General features: G+C 39.0%; 23 protein-coding genes, 2 pseudogenes and 1 other annotated feature. Of the genes and pseudogenes, 7 read left to right on the forward strand and 18 right to left on the reverse strand.

Annotation, left to right across the window (positions count from 1 at the left end; all coding sequences use genetic code 11):
• The first annotated feature begins 112 nt into the window (after positions 1–112).
• Complete coding sequence (locus A5N88_RS06345) at positions 113–358, forward strand: hypothetical protein (protein WP_066264210.1); 246 nt, start codon at positions 113–115, stop codon at positions 356–358.
• 103 nt (positions 359–461) lie between these two features.
• Here the strand turns inward: A5N88_RS06345 and A5N88_RS06350 are convergent, their stop codons facing one another.
• Both A5N88_RS06350 and A5N88_RS06355 read right to left on the reverse strand, forming a co-directional pair.
• Positions 462–854, reverse strand: coding sequence for a helix-turn-helix transcriptional regulator (locus A5N88_RS06350; RefSeq protein WP_066264211.1), 393 nt, complete (start codon positions 852–854; stop codon positions 462–464).
• A gap of 263 nt (positions 855–1117) precedes the next feature.
• Complete coding sequence (locus A5N88_RS06355; protein WP_066264212.1) at positions 1118–1474, reverse strand: MerR family transcriptional regulator; 357 nt, start codon at positions 1472–1474, stop codon at positions 1118–1120.
• Between the two features lie 134 nt (positions 1475–1608).
• On the opposite strand from A5N88_RS06355, the gene A5N88_RS06360 reads away from it, so the two are divergent.
• Entirely contained in the window at positions 1609–2370 is a 762-nt protein-coding gene (locus A5N88_RS06360) for an SDR family NAD(P)-dependent oxidoreductase (RefSeq protein WP_066264213.1), read from the forward strand.
• Positions 2371–3178: 808 nt separating this feature from the next.
• Positions 3179–4195: a DUF3231 family protein gene (locus A5N88_RS06370; RefSeq protein WP_066264216.1), complete on the forward strand. Its 1017-nt coding sequence runs from the start codon at positions 3179–3181 to the stop codon at positions 4193–4195.
• Between the two features lie 107 nt (positions 4196–4302).
• Here A5N88_RS06370 and A5N88_RS06375 read toward each other — a convergent pair whose 3' ends face one another.
• Positions 4303–4833: a GNAT family N-acetyltransferase gene (locus tag A5N88_RS06375; RefSeq protein ID WP_066264217.1), complete on the reverse strand. Its 531-nt coding sequence runs from the start codon at positions 4831–4833 to the stop codon at positions 4303–4305.
• Between the two features lie 860 nt (positions 4834–5693).
• On the opposite strand from A5N88_RS06375, the gene A5N88_RS06380 reads away from it, so the two are divergent.
• Both A5N88_RS06380 and A5N88_RS06385 read left to right on the forward strand, forming a co-directional pair.
• Positions 5694–6944: an MFS transporter gene (locus tag A5N88_RS06380; protein WP_066264219.1), complete on the forward strand. Its 1251-nt coding sequence runs from the start codon at positions 5694–5696 to the stop codon at positions 6942–6944.
• A 107-nt stretch (positions 6945–7051) separates the two neighbouring features.
• Complete coding sequence (locus tag A5N88_RS06385) at positions 7052–7447, forward strand: secondary thiamine-phosphate synthase enzyme YjbQ (protein WP_066264220.1); 396 nt, start codon at positions 7052–7054, stop codon at positions 7445–7447.
• Positions 7448–7509: 62 nt separating this feature from the next.
• On the opposite strand, the gene A5N88_RS06390 is transcribed toward A5N88_RS06385, so the two are convergent.
• The 3 genes and pseudogenes from A5N88_RS06390 to A5N88_RS26525 all read right to left on the reverse strand — a co-directional run.
• Complete coding sequence (locus tag A5N88_RS06390) at positions 7510–8649, reverse strand: zinc-dependent alcohol dehydrogenase (protein WP_066264221.1); 1140 nt, start codon at positions 8647–8649, stop codon at positions 7510–7512.
• Positions 8650–8768: 119 nt separating this feature from the next.
• A complete protein-coding gene (locus A5N88_RS06395; RefSeq protein ID WP_066264223.1) occupies positions 8769–9215 on the reverse strand; it encodes a GNAT family N-acetyltransferase in 447 nt (148 codons plus the stop codon).
• Between the two features lie 115 nt (positions 9216–9330).
• Positions 9331–9865 (reverse strand): annotated as a pseudogene (locus A5N88_RS26525) (SMP-30/gluconolactonase/LRE family protein); the annotation flags it as partial.
• Positions 9866–9869: 4 nt separating this feature from the next.
• Here A5N88_RS26525 and A5N88_RS26375 point away from each other — a divergent pair.
• Positions 9870–10010: pseudogene (locus A5N88_RS26375) on the forward strand (L-dopachrome tautomerase-related protein); the annotation flags it as partial.
• A 277-nt stretch (positions 10011–10287) separates the two neighbouring features.
• Here the strand turns inward: A5N88_RS26375 and A5N88_RS06410 are convergent.
• Together A5N88_RS06410 and A5N88_RS06415 are read right to left on the reverse strand one after the other, a co-directional pair.
• The gene (locus tag A5N88_RS06410; RefSeq protein ID WP_066264226.1) at positions 10288–10881 is read right to left on the reverse strand and encodes a YdeI/OmpD-associated family protein; all 594 of its coding nucleotides are present in this window, start codon (positions 10879–10881) and stop codon (positions 10288–10290) included.
• Between the two features lie 216 nt (positions 10882–11097).
• On the reverse strand, positions 11098–11565 hold the full coding sequence (locus A5N88_RS06415; RefSeq protein ID WP_066264227.1) for an HIT family protein: 468 nt from the start codon (positions 11563–11565) through the stop codon (positions 11098–11100).
• Between the two features lie 192 nt (positions 11566–11757).
• Between A5N88_RS06415 and A5N88_RS25425 the strand changes: the two genes are divergently transcribed.
• Positions 11758–11910, forward strand: coding sequence for a hypothetical protein (locus A5N88_RS25425; protein ID WP_198160182.1), 153 nt, complete (start codon positions 11758–11760; stop codon positions 11908–11910).
• Positions 11911–12067: 157 nt separating this feature from the next.
• Here the strand turns inward: A5N88_RS25425 and A5N88_RS06420 are convergent, their stop codons facing one another.
• The 10 genes from A5N88_RS06420 to A5N88_RS06465 form a co-directional block, all read right to left on the reverse strand.
• Positions 12068–12496 (reverse strand): hypothetical protein, encoded by a 429-nt coding sequence (locus A5N88_RS06420; protein WP_198160184.1) that lies wholly within the window; start codon positions 12494–12496, stop codon positions 12068–12070.
• Positions 12497–12738: 242 nt separating this feature from the next.
• Positions 12739–13131, reverse strand: coding sequence for a D-ribose pyranase (gene rbsD, locus A5N88_RS06425; RefSeq protein WP_066264229.1), 393 nt, complete (start codon positions 13129–13131; stop codon positions 12739–12741).
• Positions 13109–14014, reverse strand: a complete 906-nt coding sequence (gene rbsK / locus A5N88_RS06430; protein ID WP_066264230.1) for a ribokinase — start codon at positions 14012–14014, stop codon at positions 13109–13111. The genes rbsD and rbsK overlap by 23 nt, the downstream gene beginning before the upstream one ends.
• A 1-nt stretch (position 14015) precedes the next feature.
• Positions 14016–14993 (reverse strand): LacI family DNA-binding transcriptional regulator, encoded by a 978-nt coding sequence (locus A5N88_RS06435; protein WP_066264232.1) that lies wholly within the window; start codon positions 14991–14993, stop codon positions 14016–14018.
• A gap of 235 nt (positions 14994–15228) precedes the next feature.
• The gene (locus A5N88_RS06440; protein WP_066264233.1) at positions 15229–16476 is read right to left on the reverse strand and encodes an MFS transporter; all 1248 of its coding nucleotides are present in this window, start codon (positions 16474–16476) and stop codon (positions 15229–15231) included.
• Between the two features lie 110 nt (positions 16477–16586).
• Positions 16587–16839: a binding site (T-box leader), on the reverse strand.
• 242 nt (positions 16840–17081) lie between these two features.
• On the reverse strand, positions 17082–18554 hold the full coding sequence (locus tag A5N88_RS06445) for an APC family permease (RefSeq protein WP_066264234.1): 1473 nt from the start codon (positions 18552–18554) through the stop codon (positions 17082–17084).
• Positions 18555–18862: 308 nt separating this feature from the next.
• Positions 18863–20236, reverse strand: a complete 1374-nt coding sequence (locus A5N88_RS06450; RefSeq protein WP_066264235.1) for a putrescine aminotransferase — start codon at positions 20234–20236, stop codon at positions 18863–18865.
• Positions 20237–20258: 22 nt separating this feature from the next.
• A complete protein-coding gene (locus A5N88_RS06455) occupies positions 20259–21752 on the reverse strand; it encodes an aldehyde dehydrogenase family protein (RefSeq protein WP_066264237.1) in 1494 nt (497 codons plus the stop codon).
• Positions 21753–22339: 587 nt separating this feature from the next.
• Positions 22340–24478 carry a sigma 54-interacting transcriptional regulator gene (locus tag A5N88_RS06460; RefSeq protein WP_066264238.1) on the reverse strand — a complete coding sequence of 713 codons (2139 nt, stop codon included), beginning with the start codon at positions 24476–24478 and terminating at the stop codon, positions 22340–22342.
• Positions 24479–24759: 281 nt separating this feature from the next.
• Positions 24760–24996, reverse strand: coding sequence for a biotin/lipoyl attachment domain-containing protein (locus A5N88_RS06465; RefSeq protein ID WP_066264239.1), 237 nt, complete (start codon positions 24994–24996; stop codon positions 24760–24762).
• Between the last annotated feature and the right edge of the window lie 273 nt (positions 24997–25269).

The raw sequence follows: 25269 nt of genomic DNA on the forward strand, positions 1-25269 counted from the left end.
TTTTTCTAGTCAATATCGGGTAAGAAAAATAGGATTTTTTTTAAATAAGTAAAAAGAAGGGGCTTAAATTAGGCTGAAATAGGGAAACTTTTAATAAAAAGGAGGCTTTGTTATGATAAGAATTAATTTGGACACCGATGTTATTATGCTATTTGATGATGAGGCCCAGAAAAGAGAATTAGTAAGAGAAATATTGGAACACAAAAAGACTAATCCAGATTGTAAATCCATGAAGTGCAAAATAACGGGAGAAGTAGATTCCATGGCTTTGTATAAGGATGAGACTCAGGAAATTGATATCGTATCTATAGGACAAGCACATGAGATACCGGATTCAGCGATGGATCACATGGCTTAGACTTGTAACTAATAAGAGGGTATTCTTACTTTTGAGAATACCCTTTTTCATTTGCTATCTAAGTGCCAGAATATCTTATATCCTGATTGATTTAAGGGCAAAGCTAGTTCAGCAGCGGACCATAGTTATCTCTTACAGCTTTATTCAATAAGCCTAAACAGCGATCAAGCTCTGCTTTCATTTGCTTTTTATACAGCTCCTTTTCCTGCTGTCCTTTGTCTGTCAAATGATAAATAATGATTTCCTGAAAGTCTACTCCAGGCTCCCCCAACAGCTTTTTTTCTCTTCTGACAATTCCTTCACGAGTTAATTCATGCAGAACCTTGTATAGTTCAGAATGAGTAGGTGAATACCCATATTGTTTAAAGTCCTCTCGAAGTTCTTCCAAAAGTTTTAAACCGTAGCCTTTTTGCTTGGGAATGTTATTTAATAAATACAGCTTTAAAAAAGCACGCTGCTTTAGCAAAAAGCCGCGATTTTCATATTCTTTAGGCATTGTCATCCCACCTTCTTATTCTGTCTTTTATCAATATTATACTATTTTTCGAGGTAATTTCGGTAATATTTGCTTCCTTTTCCAATCACTTTTTAACACCTTATCGCCACGCTAAATTTTATTATTGAAGATTAGGAACATTGTTTTTGTAATTTTTTGTATCGCTACAATATGAAAAGTATTTGATTCAGAAATATAAAAAGCGTATCACCAATAGCAAAAGCCATTCTAGGTGATACGCCAAAATTGTTTTTTTTAAAACATTATTTTCTAATCATTTGTTTATAGGCATTGATTTTTTTATTCAGGAGCTTTTCGGTCTCTAAAAGGTTTTCTATCTGTTCTTTAATCGATTCTCTATGCTCATTAAGAAGCTGCAGTCTAGCAGCAGCTGTATGTTCCCCTTCTTTCAATAACTCAGCATATTTTCTAATTTTAGCAATTGGCATTTGGGTTTGTTTTAATTTCATTACAAATTGAAGCCATTTTAGCTCTCCTTCACTATACACTCTTTCCCCGTTTGCATTTCGGTTGGGAGAAAGCAGCTTTTCTTTTTCATAGTAACGCAGAGTATGAGCCGTTGTCTCCAATCGTCTTGCGATTTCACTAATATTATACATAAAATCCCCCTTATCTTTCCCATAATAGGATGGACACTATCACTATGCAATATAAAAACACTTGCCTTAGAGTATACTCTAACGAATATAATGGAATCCACTCGAGTGATTATTTTAATCTAGGAGGAATTATCATGAAATATACCGTAATTACAGGTGCAAGTTCAGGTATTGGTTATGAAGCGGCGCTTGCATTTGCTGCCAGAGGAAAAAACTTAATTATCACTGCCCGCAGAAAAGATCTGTTAGAAGAATTGAAAGCCAAAGTAGCACAAATAAATTCTGAATTAGATGTTGTAATACGGGAAACGGATCTTTCTTCAGCAAAAAATACACATACCTTTTATGATAGTGTAAAGGACTACCAAATTGAAACATGGATAAACAATGCTGGATTTGGCAATTTCGCCTCTATTGGAGAACAAAACTTGAACAAAATAGAGACGATGCTCCATCTTAACATTGAAGCTTTAACTATTCTATCTTCCCTCTATGTGCGTGACTATTCCAGCGTTGAAGGAACACAAATCATTAATGTCTCATCCGGTGGAGGATATACCATTGTAGCTGACGCTGTTACCTATTGTGCAACAAAATTCTATGTCAGTGCTTTTACTGAGGGACTTGCACAAGAACTGAAAGCACAAGGTGCACCTCTGCAAGCCAAGGTATTGGCTCCAGCCGCAACGGAAACAGAGTTTGCCAAGCGTTCATTTGAGCTGGAAGATTTTAAATATGAGGGTACTGTACCTCAATTCCACACAGCTAAAGAGATGGCACAGTTTATGCTTGACCTTTATGATAGTGAGAAAGTGGTCGGGATTGTGGATGGAATTACGTATAAGTTTGAGCTTAAAGACCCTATCTATCCTTATGTGAGCAGAACGACTAAATAGGCAGTACAGAACACCTGCTTGCAGCTGAGCTAAAGAAAACCGTATTGAGTTTAATTGTCAATACGGTTATTTCTTATACAGGCATTGTTCATCCTGCAACAGCAACTTACTCTTTAATTAACTTTGGCCACATTTTAAGATTGTACTTTAAGAGAAACGTCGTTATTGCTTTTATTATCCAGCTTGTTGATTTCCGCTTCAGGCACTCGCTTTCCGGGGCGGCCGGGAGCCTCCTCATCGCTTCTCTCCTACGGGGTCTCCCTAAGGTCAGTTAATCCCGCATAAGTCTCGTGCCTTTCTCTCTTAACAACCTTTGTATTAAATCCAAATTAGGATTGTACATAGACATAGGCAGCTCTCTATTCATCCTGCTGGGTTGATTTCCACTTCAAGCACTCGTTTTTCCGCGGGTCGCCGGGAGCCTCCTCGTCGCTGCTCTCCTGCGGGGTCTCCCTATTCCTGCTTTTCCCGCAGGAGTCTCGTACCTGCGCTCCAATCAACTTTGGATTTTGTTTAACATGAGGTTTTAAGAGAGAACGTACGTTTTCCCCAATCATCCTATTTTGTTAATTTCTCCAGCACTCGCTTTAAATGATCAATTGGTGAGCCTGCTCGGCGATTTGCTCCAACAGAGCATAAATACTAAAAATCCCCAATATCTTCTTATATTTAAACGATAAGAATTACTCTCATTTTTTGCAGCACACATCAATTTAAAGTCTTCTACTGGTTATTCAACATCTACAGAATAATTCAAGGCCCTTTGGAACATAATTCAACTATCAAAACGTTTGGAGGTTATAAAGCGTTGAATAAGAAAAATCCCTTAAGTGCATCAGAGGTTGGAACGCTTTGGCTTACCTATTTGGAAAAAACACTCATCCTTCGAATATTGGAATATTTTATTGCAAAATCTGATGAGGAGCAACCAAAAAATATTATGGGCGGTCTTTGGCAGGAACTGGATTATTATATAAAAAAAATAGAAGAGGTTTTCAAGGGAGAAGGCGCTGCCATTCCTGTTGGATTTTCAAAGACAGATGTAAATACCGAAGCCCCCGCTTTATACGGAAACGGCTTTGATATTATGCTGGTCCGGATTCTAAAAGAGATAAGCATGGGAATGTACACCATTAACATGAATATGGCTTACCGTGATGATGTCATGGAAATTTATGAGGGGCTGACTTCCATCACTCAAAAAATCTATAAACTATCGACTCTTTATTTGTTAGGGAAAGGCATTCTTACCAGCCCCCCAAAAGTGACTCTGACAAAACATAATGAGTATGTAGAAAGTAAGGCCTATTTAAGTGGTTTTAATCTTTTCAAGGAAAATAGAGCTTTGAATGACATTGAGCTTGGATATCTTCATCATGGCATTGAAACCAATAATGTAGGAATGCAGCTCATTACAGGCTTTGCCCAGTGTGCAAAGAATAAAGAAGTAAAAAAATATTTCCTTAGAGGAAAAGAATTGGCAAAGAAGCAAATTAAAATTTTTGAGGAACTTCTTATAAAAAGCGATATTCAGTCTACAGCTTCTACAGGGAGCACTGTCACTACATCAACAATCGCACCTTTTTCGGAAAAACTAATGATGTTCTGTGTCTATATTCTGAACGGCTTTGGAATTGTAGGGACAAGCTTCGGGACCATTTTTAGTTTACGGAGCGATCTATCAATGCAATCGGCATTATTAGCGAAGGATATTTATTTTTATGCCCAGGATGGAATAAAGCTTATGATTAAAAATGGATGGCTGGAAGAACCGCCTCATATGGAGGACCGTCATCAGATCATTAATGGTAAGTCTGATCAATAATCAGTGCGATGAATTTTAAACTGAACTGGCAGGATATTAAGTAAGCCATCCTTTTGTTTCGATGTTCTCTACATACTAAATGGATGGTTTACAATCATACTGCTGATTCATTTATGGACTCTCAACCCATCTGAAAGAGGCAATAGTTTAGCATAATAATACTCGTTAAAAAATCTGCCTCCAGAGAAAAGAGAGTGTCGTTTTTCTCCTTCCAATTCAAACCCCATCTTTTTATATAAGGCAACTCCAGCTTGGTTTTCCGTTACAACGGTTAATTCGAGCCTGGAAATATGATGTTCCATCGCCCATTGTTCCAAATGATGGAAGAGCTTTGTCCCTGCTCCGCAACCTCTATATTCCTCCAAAATCCCAATGATAATATAGGCTTCATGTTTCTTTTTCCTCACATTTCCCCCTTTTGCAATTAAATACCCAATGATCTCTCCATCTTCATTTTCTGCACCAAATATAGCTGAGTTATGTTGAATCGCCATGGCTTCCAGCAGAGCTCTTTGTTTTTCTGGTGTTACAGTTCTCTCCCCTGGTTCCATCATCATAAAATCAGATGTGCTTTCCACTTTTTTCATTACCTCTGCGAAGCCTGCTGCATCTTCCGGTGTCAGCTCTCTAATGAACATCCTTCCCCCTCCTGTTGTAGGCAAACCCAACGATATATTCCTTTTTATTACATTCTGCATAATGCCGCTTTTTCCTTCTTTTTAAAGTGGATAAGAAGGGACAAAGGGTTGAAAACATTTCGCCTGTAAAGTGAAAAATTTATTTAAAAGGCTTTGTTAGACGACACTGTTGTTTTTTTAGCCCATTCGTTTGAAACGGCCGTTTCACGCGCCTTTCAGCACATCCATTAAAAAAGAGCCGCTGCACAACAAACAGCTGCTCCTTTTACTCCTGTTACTTTTTATCCATTCGTTGAAGAGTCCATTTCGTTATCACCGGAAGAAGGGATGGAATGCTCATCTTTAGGAGTTGATAAATATGTCCCTAATTCTTCCTTCAGCTGTTCTTCAGACTTTTCCTCGTATTTGATAATTACACCTCCCCTTCATATTACTATTCACAGCTAAGTTAAGAACAGGAAGCGGAACCAAAGACATGTCATGGTTCCCTGCCTTGAAAAAGAACCTTAACCTATCTATACCTAAATAGATAATTTATAAACTATTTTTCCCTTAAGTAATCATTAAGTTATTGTAAAATTAGTAAGCTCTGGGCATTCCATTTGTGATTTCTCCAGTTCCTATTGTGTTTTCCACCCGCTTAAAGTAAAATAAGGATACTATATAACGGAAGGGTGACCAAAGGGCGATGGATAAGTAATCCTATTTGATGAAAAAAGAATCATGTTAAAGTATTGATTATTTTTTCTGGATAGGATTCGTATGGCCTTTTGGAGACTGGACAAAAAGACACGATATTTCTGTCTTTTCCGCCGCCCACTTGCCTCCTCCTGTCCAGAAATGGAACAGGAGGTTTTTTTATGACTGAAAATACAGCTGGTGTGAAACCGGGAATGGGTGATCTGCTAAAAAATCGCGTAGTGCTGGTCATCATGCTATCTTCCCTCTTTCTCCAAATTGGGATATGGGTAAGGAACTATTCCATTTTATTGTTTGTTGTGGATAAAACCCATCAAAATCCGGTTGCCGTTTCATTGATTTCAGTAGCTGAATTTGTGCCAATCTTTTTGTTTTCTTTTATTGGCGGAACTTTTGCCGATCGATGGCTTCCCAAACGGACTATGGTGTGGTGTGATTTGTTAAGCGCTGTTTCGATCTTTGTTGTACTTTTGGCTTTGATGTTCGGCAGCTGGAAAGTGATTTTCTTTGCCACTCTGGTCTCTTCCATTCTTTCACAGTTTTCACAGCCTTCCGGAATGAAGCTGTTCAAGCTGCATGTTCCGGAAGAGCTTGTTCAGCTGGGAATGTCTTTGTATCAGACTATTTTTGCACTCTTTATGATCTTAGGACCCATCCTTGGTACATTTGTGTATCAGCATTTTGGAATTAAAACCGCTATTGCCATTATGGGGATTGCCTTTATATGCTCTGCGGCTGTATTGCTTATGCTCCCTCCGGATCGAAAGCTCGAAGGACCAGCCAGCAAGACAACTCTTATGGAAGAAATGAAAAACGGATTCCTTTATGTAAAAGATAGCAAATCCCTCACCCTTCTCGGTGCATGCTTTCTTGTAGCCGGCCTGGCAATCGGCCTCACTCAGCCTCTTGGTGTATTTCTAATTACACAACAGTTAGGACTGCCAAAGGAAATGCTCCAATGGCTGATGGCGGCTTTTGGAATTGGCATGATCCTTGGAGGTGGATTGACTCTAGCTGTTGCCAAAAAGGCTGCTCCTCAGCTATTGCTTGCAATGGGATTAGCCGCCAGTGCCATTGGGTTCATTACGATGGGCATGTCCACCGTTTTATGGCTCACTCTTCTTGCTCAATTTATCTCCGGTCTCTTTATGCCATGCATTCAGATTGGAATAAATACCATGATCCTGCAAAATACCGAAGAAGCCTTTATTGGACGGGTAAATGGGATATTAAATCCGCTTTTTATGGGAGCAATGGTCGTAACCATGTCCATTGCAGGCTGGCTAAAGTCCCTTACAACCATCACACTAATTTATGAACTTGCAGCGATACTGCTCATCATCGGCATCCTTACGCTGGTTCCATTAATAAAATCGGTAAAAATAAAGCGAGCGACAAGGAAAGAAGCTTAAAATAGACTAAAAGAAAACAGGTTTCATACTGCCTTGAGGACGTATAGTGCAATTATACGTCCTCATCTGTGTTACAATCGTGAGAGTAAATAGAAAGGATGGTATGGATGCTTAAAAAAGTTGCGTTAAAAACCGCCCAGCATGATCAAATGATTGATGTAACAGATGATGTTCAACGCTTTATATTCGAGAATAATGTCAGGGAAGGTGCTGTCGTTGTTTATTGCCCTCATACAACTGCCGGAATTACCATCAACGAAAATGCCGATCCCGATGTTAAAAGAGATATGATTCGCCGCTTTGATGAAGTATACCCTTGGAACCACGACCTTGACAGACATATGGAAGGCAATACTGCTGCCCATATGAAGGCAAGTACAGTAGGCGCTTCACAGCATATTATTATAGAAGACGGCCGCCTGCTTCTTGGAACCTGGCAGGGGATTTACTTTTGCGAGTTCGATGGTCCAAGAAATCGGACATATTATATTAAAATCCTTTAATCTGTTAAAAATTAAATAAAAAAAAGACTGCACCGGGCAGTCTTTTCTTTATTACATCTATATTATGGCTTTAAGACTACCTTAATACATTCGTCTTCCCTGTCGTTGAATATTTTATATGCTTCGCTTGCCTGCTCTAATGGAATACGGTGTGAAATAATTTCAGTAGGATCAAATTCTCCGTTTGAAATCTTATCAAACAGCATGGGCATATAGTGAATAACCGGTGCCTGTCCCATCTTCATTGTTATGTTTCGTTCAAAAAGGTTTCCTAATGGGAACATATTGTACATTGAGCCATATACTCCTGTCAGCTGAATTGTCCCAAATTTACGGACTGCATTGGTGGCAATTTGAATAGCACTCAGTGTCCCGCCCTGCAGCTTCAGCTTTTGTTCTATTGCTTCAATGGCTGACTTCTTCCCATCCATTCCTACGCAGTCAATGACAATATCTGCTCCGCCGCCCGTAATTTCTTTTAAATGGGCACCCATATTGTCAAACTCAGCAAAATTGAACGCCTCAACATTATTCATTCTTTTTGCATGGTCTAGTCTGTAGGAGAGATGATCAATAGCAATGACCCGTTTCGCCCCTTTCATCCAAGCGAATTTTTGAACCATTAGACCGATAGGACCTGAGCCGAGAACTGCAACGGTATCTCCTTCTTTTACCCCCGCGTTCTCCACACTCCAATAAGCAGTTGGTAATACATCAGACATAAATAATAGGGCTTCATCCTCTAATTCACAGGATTCAGGAATAACAAAGGGAGTAAAATTCCCATATGGAACCCGTAAATATTCAGCTTGTCCGCCTAAATAGCTTCCATATCTCTCTGTAAACCCAAAATAACCGCCTGTATCAATATGGGGATTCCTATTGGAATGATCACATTGGCTTTCCATGTCATGCTGGCAGTAAAAACAATGTCCACAGGCAATATTAAAAGGCAGTACCACTCTGTCACCTTTTTTTACCTTCGTCACTTCAGGTCCTATCTCTTCCACAATGCCCATAGGCTCATGCCCAATGACATAATCCTTTTCTGCAGGCAGTGCCCCTTGGTAAATATGAAGATCCGATCCGCAGATAGCGGTTGACGTTATGCGAACAATGATATCATCATTCTTTTCCAGCTTTGGATCTTCGACCTCTTTTACTTCCATGTTCTTAACACCTTGAAAGGTAACAGCCTTCATGATAGTCCCCCCTTAAATTTGGAATAATAGACTATACCCTTACGTCATTAGTATATGCAAACATTTCAGTTATAAAAAAAAGCTTATCCAAGAAGGAACACAAAAATTTGTCTGTACGATTATAAGCTGAATGTTGCCAATTGCTCGCCCCAGGGTGCGATGTGACTCTCTACAAATCCTGCTTTTTTGTAAGCGTGCTTTGCTGCTGTATTTTCAGGATTGCAGCCAATCATAATAAGGGGAATGTTTGCGTCATTTGTCTGTCTTATCTCTTCAATAATTAATTTTATTGCATGTCTACCTAATCCACTCCCTTGAAAATGTTTATCAATCATTAATCTATAAATCCAATAATTATAATCATAAGCATCTATACCATACATTGTAAGTCCAATCATTTTATCCTGCAGGTAAATCCCTTTTACATAAAAATGATCAAGAAATTGCACCTCTGCAATCGTGTAAAGATTAGATGCAATAAATTTTTTTTGCTCTTCTTTTACTGATAATTGAATAGCTTCCTCCCAATTGCTTTTATCAATAATTTTTAAAGATAATTCCGTCAATACTTTCTCCCCCTTTTTATATAAGGAGAACCGTGCAGTTTTGATTAACTAAACGTTATCTCCTCATAAATAAGCCGAAAAATTCCTTTTTTACAAAGTTAAAAAAGAGCCTACATTAATAAAAAGGAGCAGGCAATTCATTAATTTTTATACGGATTAAGCTATAAGGTTTTTTCCGCAGGTCTTTGTCATAATGAAATCCTGCCTGCCGATACAGTTGGTTCACACTCACATATAAGTATTGATCAGGGCAATTGAAAAAGTATCGGGCCATAATATTCTCGGATCATGGGCAAGGGTTTCTATTGTGCCTTCAGGCAATATCCTTCGTATACTGTTGCTTTCATAATCTCCGGCATAGACGGCTCCTTTTGCATCGGTCATTAATCCATCTGATGCCCCTTTTTCTCCCCAATACTCCACCTTATAAAGCAATTCCATATCTGTGATTGTCTCGTCTCTTAAGGACTCTGTTGAAATAGAAAACAGATGGCGGCTGGATTGCGGACAATAAAACAATGTTTTTACGTCTGGAGAAGTCGCTATTCCATCAGAAGCAAATCTTTCAGGAGAAGTGGACCATCCTTGTTTCGATTCACCAAGATTTCCCCTTCTATTTTCGGTAAAAAATAGGGATCAGTAGAAGTGGAAATGTATCTGAATGATGTGCGATTTGATTTCCGAGTCGGAAAATTGGGTTTTGCGTATATAACGGATTCTTCTTCCAAAGGACCGGGAGCTATTATTGTCTTAGATTTAGATACTGGACACGCAATGAGACGGTTAAATGGAGCAGCTGTAGGAAGAACCACATCTTCTTCAAAAGTATAAACTTTTTTTATTGTATTCGTTCTTAAATCAACAGCAATTAATTTTTCATAGATTTATGAATTGGATGCCTTAGAATAAAAGAACTGTCCTTTTTTCAAAACAGCAGTAGTATTTTTATAATATATAAGAAAAAGCGTACTTTTTAGCAAAAAGCCAATCGGTACACTTTTATGTGCAGTACTTTTCTTTTCTAAGTTGGTTATCCATAAGCATGGAACACCCTAGTTCTGGATAAAAAATACTAATCCTGCAATCCCTTTCCATCGAGAATATGCTGCATATATTTTTCAACCCTTGAAACTCTGGTTTTGGATTGTTTTGGTTGAGAAAAATAAAGAAGGTATGCCCGTTGCCGTCCCGGTGTCAATGCATCAAAAGCATTTTTCAAGGCAGGAAATTCATCAAGTTTCACTTGAAACTCATCAGGAATGCTGTATTCTGTATTTTTTTTAAACTTCACTTCCAAACCGGCTTTTTCAACTTCAATCGCTTCATATATGTAAGCTTTCAGTATGGATTCCATTTCACTTATTTCTTGAACATTGGTAAACCGAATCTGGCGCGCTGCCTGTACATTTTCCGTTTGTTGAATTAGAATTCCCTGAGGATCTTTAAGCAATGCTCCCTTGTGAAACAGAAGCGCACAATATTCTTTAAATCCATGGATTAACACGATGTTTTTATTTTCAAACGTGTAACAAGGATGCATCCACTTAAATTCTTCTGTCAGCTCACAGTCAAGAACAATACTTCTCAACGTCTCATACTCTTCCTTCCACTTTTTAGCCTTACTTAAAAATTCATCAACCTTAGGATTCGTTTTACTCCTTGTCATTAAAGACCACCACTCTTTTTCAATTAATGTCTATTGATTGAAGCTATCATAAGTATTATTTCCAGTGTTTACCTTCTGTATTTTGTTTTATGAACGTATTTATCTCCTTCGCTGTATCCTTATAAATATCGTTCTTTTTTAAAATAACAGAAGCTTATCTTCATGCCAAATAAAATGGGACAAAAAAATCAGCTCTTTTGCCTAATGAACATCAGCTTAACCATATTCCCTTTTCATCATTTCCGCTATTGTTTCTGTCAGCTGCTTTTTTAGCTTACCATGTTTGCCTTCGTTATATTGAAGTTCTGCCCAATTCCATAAATCACCATATTGCCAAACGGGATAGGGTTTCTTATCTTCCGGTTCCCACTCATAACGAGGAAAAATATGGGCGTGCAAAAATGCATCCGAATTACCATAAATGGAATAGTTAATGCGTCTGGGATTACATACAGATTGAATGGCATCCCCTATTAAACTCATATCAACTAAATATTCACTGCGTTGCTTAATTGTAAGTTCATTAAGTGTACTAACTTTTGGGTATGCCAGTAAGACACAATATCCAGGCAAAAATTGTGTGTCCCCTATCACGGCATAACCACTTTTCATTTTTGCCATAACCATAGGGTTTTCTCCGCGCTCGATAGCACCAAAACGGTCTTTTTTCCACTCTTCACTCATATTCCCACTCCTATATTTTAAATAGCAAAGGATCATGATATATTCTATAAAACCCTAAAGTATACCTCTTTATTGCCCTCTAGCGTAAGAAAAGGATGACTAAATAAAAAAGGAACCGCTCAAATACTAGGATATATTGTGTATTTTTTATAAATAATAAGATTGTCAAAACATGAAACGAGGAGGCCTTGTATGCAAAAGGATCAACATGCGAGAAGCAACTTGGGTTCGGGGTCAATTGTAAAGGGAACGGATGCGCAAAAAGTAAAACAAGATATTCAAAAAGATGTCAGCCAAGGGCAAGGTTCAATGACTTCCCGTGAGGCGGGAGCGATGCGCGATTAAAGAACCACTATTAAGTGGTTTTTTATTTTTCAGCCTCATGTTTAACATTAGCACCTCTGCATTTGTTAGCTATTAAACCTGCCAATAAAAAACAGATGTAATAATTTTATTACATCTAAAAAACTACATAATAATATGACTGAAAGAAGTATAAAAATTAAAGAAAATTTTTCAACTCATCTATGTTGCTCTGTTCTGCTTTTAGCAGTTGATCTGCTAAGTTAAGAATTTCTTTATCTGCTCCATTGTACTCTTTTATTTTCTTCGTAATATCAATAACACCCATTGTCGAACCTCTTATCATTAATTCTGATATTCGGGATGGTGATTTGTCAGTAAGCGTGTTTATATTTATCGTTATATAAGAAAAAATTTTTGTAAATGGACTTGTTTCTTTCGCTTCTTTGCCTTTTTCGCCAAGTCTCTTTTCACATTCATCATATATTTTTTTATATTCTTCATTTTGTGACTGTAATACTTTTTTTAAATGATCTTCCTCTACTATGCCAAATAGTTGTTCAATAGCAATTAAACCCATTTGTGCATTTTGGTGTATGTAATGTAACAGTTTGATGTTACTTTTCACAAATACCACCTCCAATCGGTAGTGTTTGTAATTCCTAACTTATTTAAACATGTATCCCGATATCATTAAAGTATACCTATTATAAACAGGGGGCTAAGTCTCTTTTATTTTTGATTTTTCATTTTGCTCTTGATTACATTTAAAAACCCATTTACTTTTAAGGAGTCCGAGAACATTTCAAAAATAAAATGAAATTTTTGTGCATATTGTAAAATTACACATGATTTTTAACAGAGCCCTTTTTAAAAAATGACTCCTGCTTGCAATATACAATTTGAGTATGGAGTTGCCTCGCCTGTACGGATAAAAGCTTTCACCTTGCTTGTCATTTGTTTAAATGCTTCATGCGGAATATATTCTATGAGATTAGGAAACTCTTTTTCTAGAAACTCCTGCTGGTGAGGATTGTTTTTCTCCATTTCCTCAGCCGCAAATATCTTTTCAACCACCATATCTGCATGTACGGCTCTTACAACGCTCACGAAGTCCGGTACCCCAATCGTAAGGGCAAGGTCAATTTTGGGGATTCCATCAGGAATGGGAAGCCCCGCATCCCCAATGACAATCCAATCTGTATGCCCAAGATCTGATAACACCTTTGAAATGGAACTGTTAAGCATGCCTGTTTTTTTCATCACTGTCTGCCCCTTTCTCGACTTCTTCACGAGTTGGCATTCCGCCCTGAGCTCCAAATTTTGTAACCGACAGCGCTGCTGCTATATTCGCAAAACGAAGCGCTTCATGAATGCCTTTTTCCTCTGATACGGCGACAGCAAATGCACCATTAAAGGTATCCCCGGCCCCTGTTGTATCCACGGCATGTACCCTTATCCCTGGAACTGTTACCTCTTCGACGCCATTAAAGTAACGGGCTCCCTTTTTTCCTTCCGTTATGATCAGCTTGTTCGGATATTTTTTTAGCATGTAAGATACGTCCGCTCCGCCAAATAGAACTTCACACTCATGCTCATTCGGGGTTATATAGGCGCATTTCTCTATTACCTTTTCTTTTATCACCCGGGCAGGTGCAGGATTTAATAAAAGAGGAACGTCGTGTTTTTCACAAAGCTCAGCAGCACATTCCACGGTTTCCTCAGGAATCTCCTGCTGGATCATCACGATATCCGCGTTTGCAATCGTCTCTTCAGCGCGTCTTATATATTCGGGAGTAATCCGGTCATTTGCACCTTTTACAACGATGATGCTATTATCCCCTTCAGCTAAAATAATGTGCGCAGTTCCGGTCGCTTCATCTGTAACCGGTTCCACATTGTCTGTATTCACACCATTCTTACAGAAATTGTCTAAAATTTCTTTCCCATATACATCTGTCCCTACACAGCCGATCATATCTACCTGTGCTCCCAGCCGGGCAGCGGCAACAGCCTGATTGGCCCCTTTTCCGCCCGGCACTGTGTTAAAGGATTTTCCCAATACGGTTTCCCCGGCGATTGGGCGCTTGTCTGAGCTTACCACTAAATCCATGGATGAACTGCCAATCACTGCTATTTTCACCATGTTACATCTCCACCTTTCTGGTTGTTTCTCTTTCTTTAAATGAAACGGGCAATACAATTTGCTTCGCTTCATTGGATGAATGAAGAATATTTTCAATTAATAGCTTGGCTGCTTCAGCACCCATTTGATATGCAGGCTGATGAATGGTCGAAAGAGCCGGGTAAAGCAGTTCACAAACCGGAATATCATCAAAACCAACGATCTGCAAATTTTCAGGAATATTTTTCCCTCTCTTAAGGGCCTCCCTGAGAACAGCAGAAGCCACAATATCGTTAGAAGCCACGATTCCATCGGTTTCAGGATACATGTCAAATAGCTGTTTCGCTGTCTCATTTGCCCCTTTAAAGGAAAAGGAGGTATTGACTACTTGAAAGACGGCATTCGACCTTCCTAGCACATCTAGAGCAGCAAGAAACCTTTCTTGAGCGGTACGGACATGCTGCGGTCCTCTGAGTAACGTGATATTGTTACTCCCGCGGGCAAGCAGGATCTCGGCGGCAAGCCTTCCGCCTCCTGCTTGATCTGCATAAACGGAAGGATAATTCTCAGTAACCCTGTCCAAAAGAACAACGGGAATTTTCAAAGCTTCCCAAAGGCTTGTGTCTTCGCCGCTGGTACTGATCATGCCGATCACATTATGCTGTATGAAGGTTTCTATATAATTGATTTCTTTTTCTCTATTTTCATCGCTGTTACCAATGATCAAACGGTACCCCTGCTCCTGTAAAAAGTCCTCGACTCCTCTTGCAAGCTCTGGAAAAAAGGGATTCGTTATATCTGGTATCACAAGGCCGATCAGCTTCGATTTCCGGTTAAAAAGAGAACGGGCTATCTCATTTGGGCGGTAGTCAAGCTTTTTAATAGCAGCATCCACCGCTTTCCTCGTATCTTCGTGTACATATCCATTGCCATTTAATACGCGGGAAACCGTAGCGACCGAAACGCCCGCTTCCTTTGCCACCTCTTTAATCGTTGCCATTTGCCTCACCGCTTTTCTTATGTAAATTCATGTGTAACCGATTACACAATAACAATAACACAAAGTTATTGTAAGCGCAAACAAAAAAATCCCCTAATTTCATGAGAAAAGCAAGTGCCTTTCTCTTCTCAACTATTTATTTCCTTACATATCTAATGATTCCCTTATCAATTTAAATGTTCTTTAATATACAGTGGTGCACTAGAACTCACGCAAAAATATTGATTTCAAATGTTTAAGAACGATATTCCTTTGTATTTGAATCTAAAAAGAACCATTGCCTCAATGTTTTTAAGCAAGCCGTGCTAAGAATAAAAGCAGCCAGAATCATTACAACCGAACCACCTATAATCACTGACCGTAACGAAAACCATTGTGCCGAAGTTCCGATTATTAAGGTTACTGCCATTACCAATCCTCCTTCAACAAGGTCAAGGATACTTCCTGCCCTCCCCATTATATCAGCGGGAAGATAATGTTGATAAAATGTCAGTATGCCTGTATTAGCATACGCTTGAAAAAATGAAAGAACAAAGAATCCAGATGCTGCTGCCAGAAAACTGCCAGAAATAGAGTAAATGAAATAGCCCATGGAAACAAACATAGGACTTATCCCTATTAGAATTGACAAAGGAATTTTCTTTACGAGTGCTGTATTGGAAATAGAACCTGCTAAAAACCCAATACCTGCTATACTGACAAGCAAGCCATATCGACTATTTGATAGATGCAATACTTGCTTTGAGAATGCAGCTTCCAAGGAATCAATGGCTGAGGGCATGACCGTTAATATAAAGGTGAAAAGGCCATAAATTAGAATAAAGTATATGTTTCGACTGAAATAGCCCTCTACAACCTGCCAATCCTTTTTCAATAACGCCAAAGAAAATCTTTCAGGTGGTTTATCCTCTCCCTTTTCATCTACATTCGGCAGCATCAGCATAATACATCCCGAAATAAAAAAGGAAATGGCATTTATTAAGATAGCATTTAATGGAGAGCTTATAAGAAACAACATGCCCGCAATGGCAGGGCCAAGCAAAAAGGCACCCGATCCTATTAAGCTTTGAATAGCATTAAAGCGTTTCCTGCTATGGGAAGGGATGAGTTTTGTCAGATATACCATGGAGCCATGCTTGAACGCCGCCCCTCCCATATTCACGATAAACACTATTGTATACACCAGCCAAAGAGAAGGATGCACATATAAAAGCAATAACAGAAATGCCCTCAATAAATCGAGTACCATCATCAGCCTTCTTTTATTTACACGATCCACAAGGCTGCCGCACCAAGCATTGGCAAAAATAGAGGCCGCTGGCTTCAGGATATACAAAACAGCAACAGCAAAGGGTGAATGCGTCATGTCCAGCACAATTAAGTTAAGAGCGATTAAATATATCCAATCACCCATATTTGAAACTCCTATTCCGCATAAAAGCAGCACAGATTCCTTTGAAGTTCTCCTTTTTGTAATATCCATCCTTTTTCATCTCCCCACATTATCCCTAAATAAATATTGTTCTTTTACCGCTATTAAAGTAAAAACTGTAAAAGAGCACTAAAAAAGAATCCCACCCCCAAGACAATTGTCCTGGGGACGAGATTCTTTGATCGCGGTGCCACCCCGGTTTATTTATATGTCACCATATAAACCTTAAAAAGTATCCTCTTTCAGATTCTACTTTCGCTCTATAACAGGAGCTCCTGTCACATGATCCCCGCTCCGGTTCCCATGTGCTGCTCTTGAGTCTTGTTCAATAAAAGAATTTTTACTCCTTTTCAGCTGCCGGAGCTCTCTTTTAAAAATTCGTTTTTTATTTACTATTCTCTTCATCGCATTTAAATTTTCATAATATTATCACATTAATTTTAATTTTGTCAATAACGTTTCTCTTCTTTTTCCCCCAGCTCGAAGGTCTCCCATACAAATCCCTTTCTGCTCCACAGTAAAATCAGAAAATAGGTTCGAAGAAATAAAAAATGACTGCTAATAAGAGATTTTTTGTCATTTCCACTGCACACTGATTTCAAGAATCCCAGAAGCTGGCTTCATTCAAAGAGATTGCTTGTTTCCAAACTAAAAAACTAATTTTTATGATTACTAAATGGCTCGGAGTTTCCCTTTAAGGTAATTGCCTTATCACGCGGATAAACGGAAGAAAAATAGTAAACAGCACCTATTAACATGACAATGACGGCTAAAAGCGGAACGGAATAATTCAAATACCAAGCCTGCCCTGGTGATCTTGGCCAGCAAAGGTTAAGAATAACAAATACGCCCCAGATAAGAGATAAAATGTTTACAGTTAATCCCCATTTTCCTAAGTTCCATGGAGAGGCGGTTGAATCCCATCCCCGGGTTCGGGCAAAAAGTGCTCCAACCGTCACGCTTAAGTAAGCAAGATAGATTCCGACTACACAGATATTTACGATATAGGATTCTGCAGAAGAGGATAGAACCAATAGAATAGCAAATATTCCGCTAAATATGATGGCAGCCACTGGTGTGTCATGCTTTTTGGACATTTTTGCCCATAGCTTGGCTCCTGGAATTTTGTTATCGCGTCCAAAAGAGAACAATAAGCGGGATACTGTCGCCTGTACTGCAGTACCGCAGACGAATATGGCAATTAGTGCTAACACTACAAACGCATTCGATATCCCTGTGCCTAAATTTTTGTTTAAGATGTACGTTAAAGGAACTGCTGCTTTCATTGTCTCACCAAGGTTCGGAATGGCAAGCACGAATGCCAAAAGCGCCAACCCGCCTATGATAAATGTCAAAAATAATGAGGAGATGATGGCTTTTGGAACTACCCTTCGAGGATTAATTACCTCTTCTGCAAGACTGCCTGCAGAATCAAAACCAAACAGAACCCATGTGGAGGTCAGCATGGCAGCAAGAAATACAGGCAGGTAGCTTCCTTTTCCAGCTGTTCCCGCTGTATCAAATGAAAAGCTAAACGGATGATGGATGCCCACCGCAAAAAGCGCAATGGCCAAGACAATCATAGCTACGATTTCAGCGATCATTCCAATACCATTTATAATGGCCATCAATTTTACACTGAATGCGTTAATAAGTGTTTGAAGGATTACGATTACTGCAGTTATAAGGACTAGCAAAACATGATTGTTCGCATCCATTCCCATCAGCTGGGCAATATAGGGCGCCGCTCCAAAATCAACAGATGCTATGGTTGCAAGTAAAGCAATCAAATAAATCCAGCCAGAAAACCATGAATAGGTATTCCCTGCAAGGTGCTTCGTCCATTGATAGATGGAGCCTGCGACCGGATAGTGAGAAGCTACTTCTCCCATTGTAAGCCCCACCAGAAGCTGACCGATGAAAACAATCGGCCAGCTCCAGATAAAGGCCGGTCCTCCTGTGGTTAATCCAAATCCGAACAGGCTAAAGATGCCTGTCGTTGCCGAAATAAAGGAAAACGAAATAGCAAAGTTTGAAAAGAAATTAAGATTTCGCTTTAATTCTTGTGTGTATCCCAAGCTTGCAAGATCTGCAACATCTTCATTTATGGAATGTTTCTCTTTAGACAATCAACTCAACTCCCTTAACATGTATAGAGATAGGCTGCCAACTTTACAAAATTGTAGACTTAATATTTTGATATTTGAATTTTCAGATTTTATAAACCATAGAAACTTCAGATAATCTTCACGATGATTCTGTACAAGCCCTCTAAAAGGCAAGAAACATTATGTTTGATCGTGATTATTTGCCTTTAGTGGAGGCAGGTTTAAAACCTTTACCAGCAGGAATCTGTCTTATTTTCCCGCTGATAAAGGTAATTGCCATTTAGACCGTTTTCGGCAGCTTCCCGCCCATGTTAGTTAAAAATTATATTTTAAGCTTCTACTTTAGCTAATACCTGTTTAAACGTACTCACTACTTTATCCACTTCTTCATAGCTGATGGTTAGTGCCGGTTCAATTCGAATTGTTTTTGAATTAATTAAGGTACCTGCAACCAGTACACCATGGTCAAACATTCCTTTTGACACTTCATAACCAATCTCATCTTTATGAAACTCAATTCCTATCATTAGTCCCTTCCCGCGTATTTCCAGTACTTTGTCTTCATGTCCCTCTGCTGCTTTTTTCAGTTCCTCAAGGAAATATTCTCCTACTTCTGCTGAACGTTCAGGTAACCTTTCTTCAATCAGTACACCAATTGTTGCAATGGCAGCAGCACAGGCAAGCGGATTTCCGCCGAAGGTTGTTGTATGCATAAATGGATTCGGGAACCAGCTCTTGAACACTTTCTCTTTTGCTACGATTGCACCAGCAGGCATCACTCCGCCGCCAAAGGCTTTTGCAAGACAGATAATATCCGGAACAACGTCATATAATTCTGCCGCAAACATTTTTCCGGTACGGCCCATCCCTGTTTGAACTTCATCAAAGATTAAAAGGGCACCAAATTGATCGCAAAGCTCTCGTACTTCTTTTAAATAGTTTTCCGGAGGCAGGATAATACCGCCTTCACCCTGAATAGGTTCGAGGATAACAGCCGCCACATCTTCCCCTACCATTGAGGATGTTTCAAATGTTTTTCTCATCATCTCAATGTCTCCGAATGGCACATGGCGGAATCCCGGAATTAAAGGCAAGAAAGGCTTACGGAACATTCCTTTTGCCGTTCCTGAAAGGGAGCCAAGACTTTTTCCATGGAAAGCGCGGGTTGTGGAAATAAATGTAGTTCGCTCGCTATACATTTTTGCCAGCTTTAAAGCCGCTTCCACACTTTCCGTTCCGCTGTTGGTAAAGAATGCATATTTCAAATCCCCTGGAGTAATTTCAGCTAAGATTTTTGCTAACATTGCACGGAGTGGATCAAGAAGGTCCTGACTGTGAAGAGCCTGCCGTTTTAATTGATCCGTTACGGCTTTTACAACCTTTGGATTTCGGTGTCCAACATTATAAATACCAAAACCGCCAAGACAATCAATGTACTCTTTCCCGTTTACATCCTTAAAACAGGCGCCATTATCTGACCATTCCACTGCAGCAAATTGTCCGTCTTTTGTTACGGTTTTTCGATATGTCAGGAATCCCGGATTTACGTTTTCCCTGAAGCCATCGACTGTTTCTTTTGTAATCCATGCTGCTTCTTCCTCAGTAATTTCCTCTTTTTCAATTAAACTTAATACCTTATTAATGTAATCCGTTACCGATTTTTCCTGGTTTGTTTTTAACTCATTATTTAAATCAATACTCATCTTTTTTTCTCCTCCAAAATGATTAGTTTGAAAACCAGCCAATGGGCTCAACCTGTAAATTAATATTAATCTGTTTAACTTCTTGGAATTCCTCAAGTCCAAACGTTCCAAGACTCCGCCCAATTCCGCTTTGTTTATAGCCTCCCCAAGGGGCCTCATTATACGTTGGGTGATAGCTGTTAATCCACGTGATACCAGCACGCAGCTTTTTAATCACTCGTAATGCCTTGGCTCCATCCTTGGAAAAGACGCCGCCTGCCAGTCCATAAACCGTATTGTTTGCCAGTTTGACTGCTTCCTCTTCATCCTTAAACTTTTGAATGACAACGACTGGACCAAAAATTTCTTCCTGTACAATTCTCATATCCTGCTTCACATCAACAAATACAGTTGGTTCAACAAAATAACCATTATCCAAGCCTGAAACTGTCATTCTCTCTCCGCCTAAAGCAACCGTTGCACCCTCTTGTTTTCCTAAATCAATATAGTAGAGGACCTTTTCAAGGTGTTCCTGGCTTACTAGCGGTCCCATTTCTGAATTCTCATCGTCTCCAGGGCCTACCTTAATTTGTTTAGCTCTTTCAACAAAGCGCTCTACAAATCTTTCATAAATACTTTCTTCTACAAGAATTCGGGAACCAGCAGAACAAACCTGGCCTGAACCCGCATAAATGCCAAATAACGCGTAATCCACTGCGGTTTCAAAATCAGCATCAGCAAAAATAATATTGGGAGATTTCCCGCCCAATTCCAGGGAAACTTTTTTCATGGTATCAGCCGCGGTTTTCATAATATGTTTCCCCGTTTTCGTTCCGCCGGTAAATGAAACCATATCAACATCAGGATGTGAGGCAATTTCATGGCCGACGACTGGACCTGCTCCCATCACCATGTTAGCTACGCCTTTTGGCAATCCCACTTCCTCAAAAATTTCAAATAACTTTTTCGCGGTTACAGGTGTGACCTCAGAAGGTTTAAAGACAATCGTATTCCCTGCCGCTAAAGCAGGCGCAATTTTCCACACGCTCATCAACAGGGGATAATTCCAAGGGACAATCAATCCGCAAACTCCAACAGGTTCGCGGACAACCATTGCTTGCATTGGATCTGCAACATGATAGGTTTGGCCATCCGGTTTTGTAATTAATCCGGCATAATAGCGGAAGCAGCTTGCAGCATCTCCAACATCAAAACCTGCTTCTCTTAATGTTTTGCCATTGTCCATTGTTTCAAGCTTTGTTAGTTCATCTGCATACTCATCGATTTTGTCAGCAATTTCAAATAAATAGGAGGCTCTTTCTTGAGCAGACAATCCCGACCAGGTTCCCTGATCAAATGTTCTTCGGGCTGCATGGATAGCTGCCCGAACATCTGCTATTGTAGCTTCAGGGGCATATGTAATCACTTCACCATTTGCAGGATTCAAAATAGCCCTTGTTTCTTGATTTTTAGAATCCCGCCAACCGCCATCAATATACATCTTTAGGTTATCAAGTCTCTTCTTTAACTCAACCATTCTTTTATACCTCCTTTATCCTCTCAATCTATATAATGCAAGAACTGTACCAACATAGAAAAGCGGAAGCGACTTGCTCATCGGCGTACGGATTTCAGAGTCTTTGACTGAGATAAAGGAAACACCGCGAGGGACGAGCGGATGTTGACTTATCGCAGGGAAATGACGCAGAAATCCGCTAGCCGATAGGCGCTGGAGCTGGACAATGAAAAGCGGAAGCGACTTGCTCATCGGCGTACGGATTTCAGAGTCTTGGACTTATCATCATAGGGAGGATTGGAAGATATCCACTTGAATATAGGTACCAAAGTAATTTATATGAAAAACTTTTTTACTCTCCTTTTAGAAGTTTTATAACTGCATTTCCTAGAATATCCGTGAATTCAAGTTATTCATTTCTGCATAAGAGTATGATTTCTTGCATAATCCAATAACGGAAGACATGCTTGTTATTATGTGATTGATTCACACCAATGAACTAAAACAACCCTTTCCTCTAATAAAGCTAAAAAAGCTGCTTCAGATTTAAAATTCTGAAACAGCTTTTCCATTTCGTATATTTTGTTGCTTTGCAAAAGAGCCTTTCCTTAATGTGTAGAGAAATGTTCTATTTTGGTATTTTTCTCCGTAAGAATCTTTTGATATTTTCTGCTCACAGAAGACTGGCTGATTCCTAACGCTTTGGCTGCTTTTGTGGTTGTTTTGTATTGTTTCATGGCAAGAACGATTAACTGTTCTTCGACATAATCCATCGCTTCTTGCAATGGAATGACCTTCCTAAATACCGGATTCATTTTTTTAGGCTCATATCCTAAAGTAAGAAACTGACTAACAAACTCGGCATCAATTGCCTGATTGTCTGTTGTCACCACTAGTCTTTCAATAATATTTTGAAGTTCCCTAACATTTCCTGGCCAGGGGTAAAATTCAAGAACATCAATCGCGTCTGGTGTCAGGTGGTAATTCCGATTATATTTTTCATTTAACTGCTGCAAAAAGTGAAAAGCCAATAACGAAATATCCTCCGGCCTTTCTCTCAGTGGGGGGATATGTAAAGGAATTACGTTTAGTCGATAAAATAAATCTTCCCGGAATGTTCCTTCTTCCACCATCTTTTTTAAATTCTTATTGGCTGCAGCAATAATCTGGACATTTACCTTTATTGGGGTTGTACTTCCTACTGGAATAACCTCCTGTTCCTGTAGCACCCGCAATAGCTTTACTTGGAGATGCATAGGCATTTCACTGATTTCATCTAGAAATAAAATTCCTGAATCAGCCTGTTTAAAGTACCCCTCTTTTCCGTTCTTATCTGCTCCGGTGAAAGCCCCTTTTGCATATCCGAAAAGCTCACTTTCCAATAAGTTTTCCGGAATAGCACCGCAATTCAATTTCAAAAAAGGCTTGGAGGCTCTTGACCCTAGTTGGTGAATAACCTGAGCAATGACCTCTTTTCCTACACCAGATTCGCCGTGAAGGAGAACAGTGGATGAAAAGTCAGCGATTTTCTTTGCCTGTATAATCACTTTTTCCATTTTCGGACTGCAATAGATGAGCTTTTTTAAGAAGCGGTCCTTGGTTTTAAAATCATTCAATTCCTTCTTATATTTCTCAGAGATTTTCCTTATCTCTCTCAATTCGCTTTTAAGCTTAGTGGTTTCGGTAATTTCTCTGGAGGCAATGATAATCCGATCAAGCTCATTCTGATCATTAAAAACTGGATTCCCCACTGCCAGGATTTTTCTTCCATCACTCGTTTCTTGCACAACGGACACCTTTTTCTTCCTTTCAAGCACAAGTCTTGTTACAGAAGGAGTAAAAAGCCCGCGTTCTTCCAGTTCAAGAATATTTTTACCAATGAGCTCCTTCAAATCGATCTTCCAGAAATCATGAATAATGTTTTCGCTGAACCTGATTAAATCCCCTTTTGCATTCACCACAAGGATTTCATCATAAATACTGGATAAAATCGCATTCAAATCCTTATTTAGATCCTTGATATATTCAATTTCCATTGCCATTTCTTCTACCATCGGCAGATCCTGTACTACAATGATGATTCCTTCCACTTTGTTATCGTAATTCAAAACAGGGCAATAATCGACAAGTAAACCGATATCGTTGGTAATTTCCAGATTGTTCAGCAATCTTTTTCCGGTCGAAAATACGTTGTTAATCTGCTGCTTGTTAAAAATACTCTCTGCAGAAAAATTCAATACTTTTTCTTCCGTAGACTTTATCATTTTTAAACCCGCGTCATTGCAATTAATAATCCGTTTTTCCTTGTCTAGTACGAAAATTCCCATCGGAATGGAACTTAGCATGATTTTAAGCAAGTCGACACTTGTATTTTCTTGTTTAAAAAGTTCAGCAAGAACATCTTCGCGAAGAATATACCCCTCATATTCCTCATCCTCACCTTTAATCACAGCAAAAGGCTCTCCTACTATTTGGAAGAGCTCCGGCAATGAAATATGCTGGTCAAGATGAGATATCCGAGCAATTGATTTCGCCTGATCAAGCAACATCTTGACTGAAAAATCCCCTTTATTCAAGCAGTCTGATAATTGGTCATTTACTACTACATAAGAAATTAACTTACTTTTCTTTTTTAAGAATAAAAAGGGTTCTTTAAGGTTGTTTATGACTGTTTTTAACACTTCTTCATTTTCGTCAATATCTATGGAGACAATCGTCTTAATTTTTTCCTTTGCTACATATAACAAAGCATTTCACCCCTTAAATCCTTATCATTTACTATTCTACCATTCAACACAGAATTTTTTAAATATAAAAAAATCATTAAAAAAAGAAGATGAGGGTTCATCTTCTTTTTTTCAACAGGTGAATATTAAACAAATGGTCTGTTAAACTTCTATGCTAATAACTGCTCTGTTTTTCAGCTCATTTAATGAGCTGAAAAACAATAGAGTCCTTTAACAAAGCCTTTTACTTAAATCTACTTCCATTCTCTTTAGATTCAAATCTCCATTTAGCTTTAACAGAGCTAATCAAATAATTCTTCTTTTATATAGGCAAGAACCATCCCTGGGATAACTTGATCACCTTCTTGTACCTCTATCGACTGTACCTCTCCACTCCTATTCCACAGAATGGTTTCTAAACCGCCTTCTTCTTTTTTGATCATAAATAAAGGATCCGATCTGTATATTCTTGAGTGGCTTTGTATGGCAATTTTCTTCACTATCCCGTAAACAGGACTGAGTATGACGTCGTGATACATGATTCCCCTCCAAATGACTTGTCTAGTGCAATTTGTATATTCTTGATCGTATCCTCTGTTTCAAGTCTTTTCCTGCAGTCAATTAAGGTATGAAAGAAATAGAGGTTATTATTCATTTTTGAATAATCATTTATCAAAGCACTTTTCGTAAACTTTGCTGCTATTTGACACAAAAAAATAATGAAATTCACAGGCTCTGTAGTAAACCTGTGAATTGCTTACGAAAAGATGCTACGAAGACTCACTTTACACGAATGTAATACTTTTTCGAAA

Origin of the sequence: Heyndrickxia acidicola (assembly GCF_001636425.1) — a bacterium.
GTDB lineage: Bacteria > Bacillota > Bacilli > Bacillales > Bacillaceae_C > Bacillus_AE > Bacillus_AE acidicola.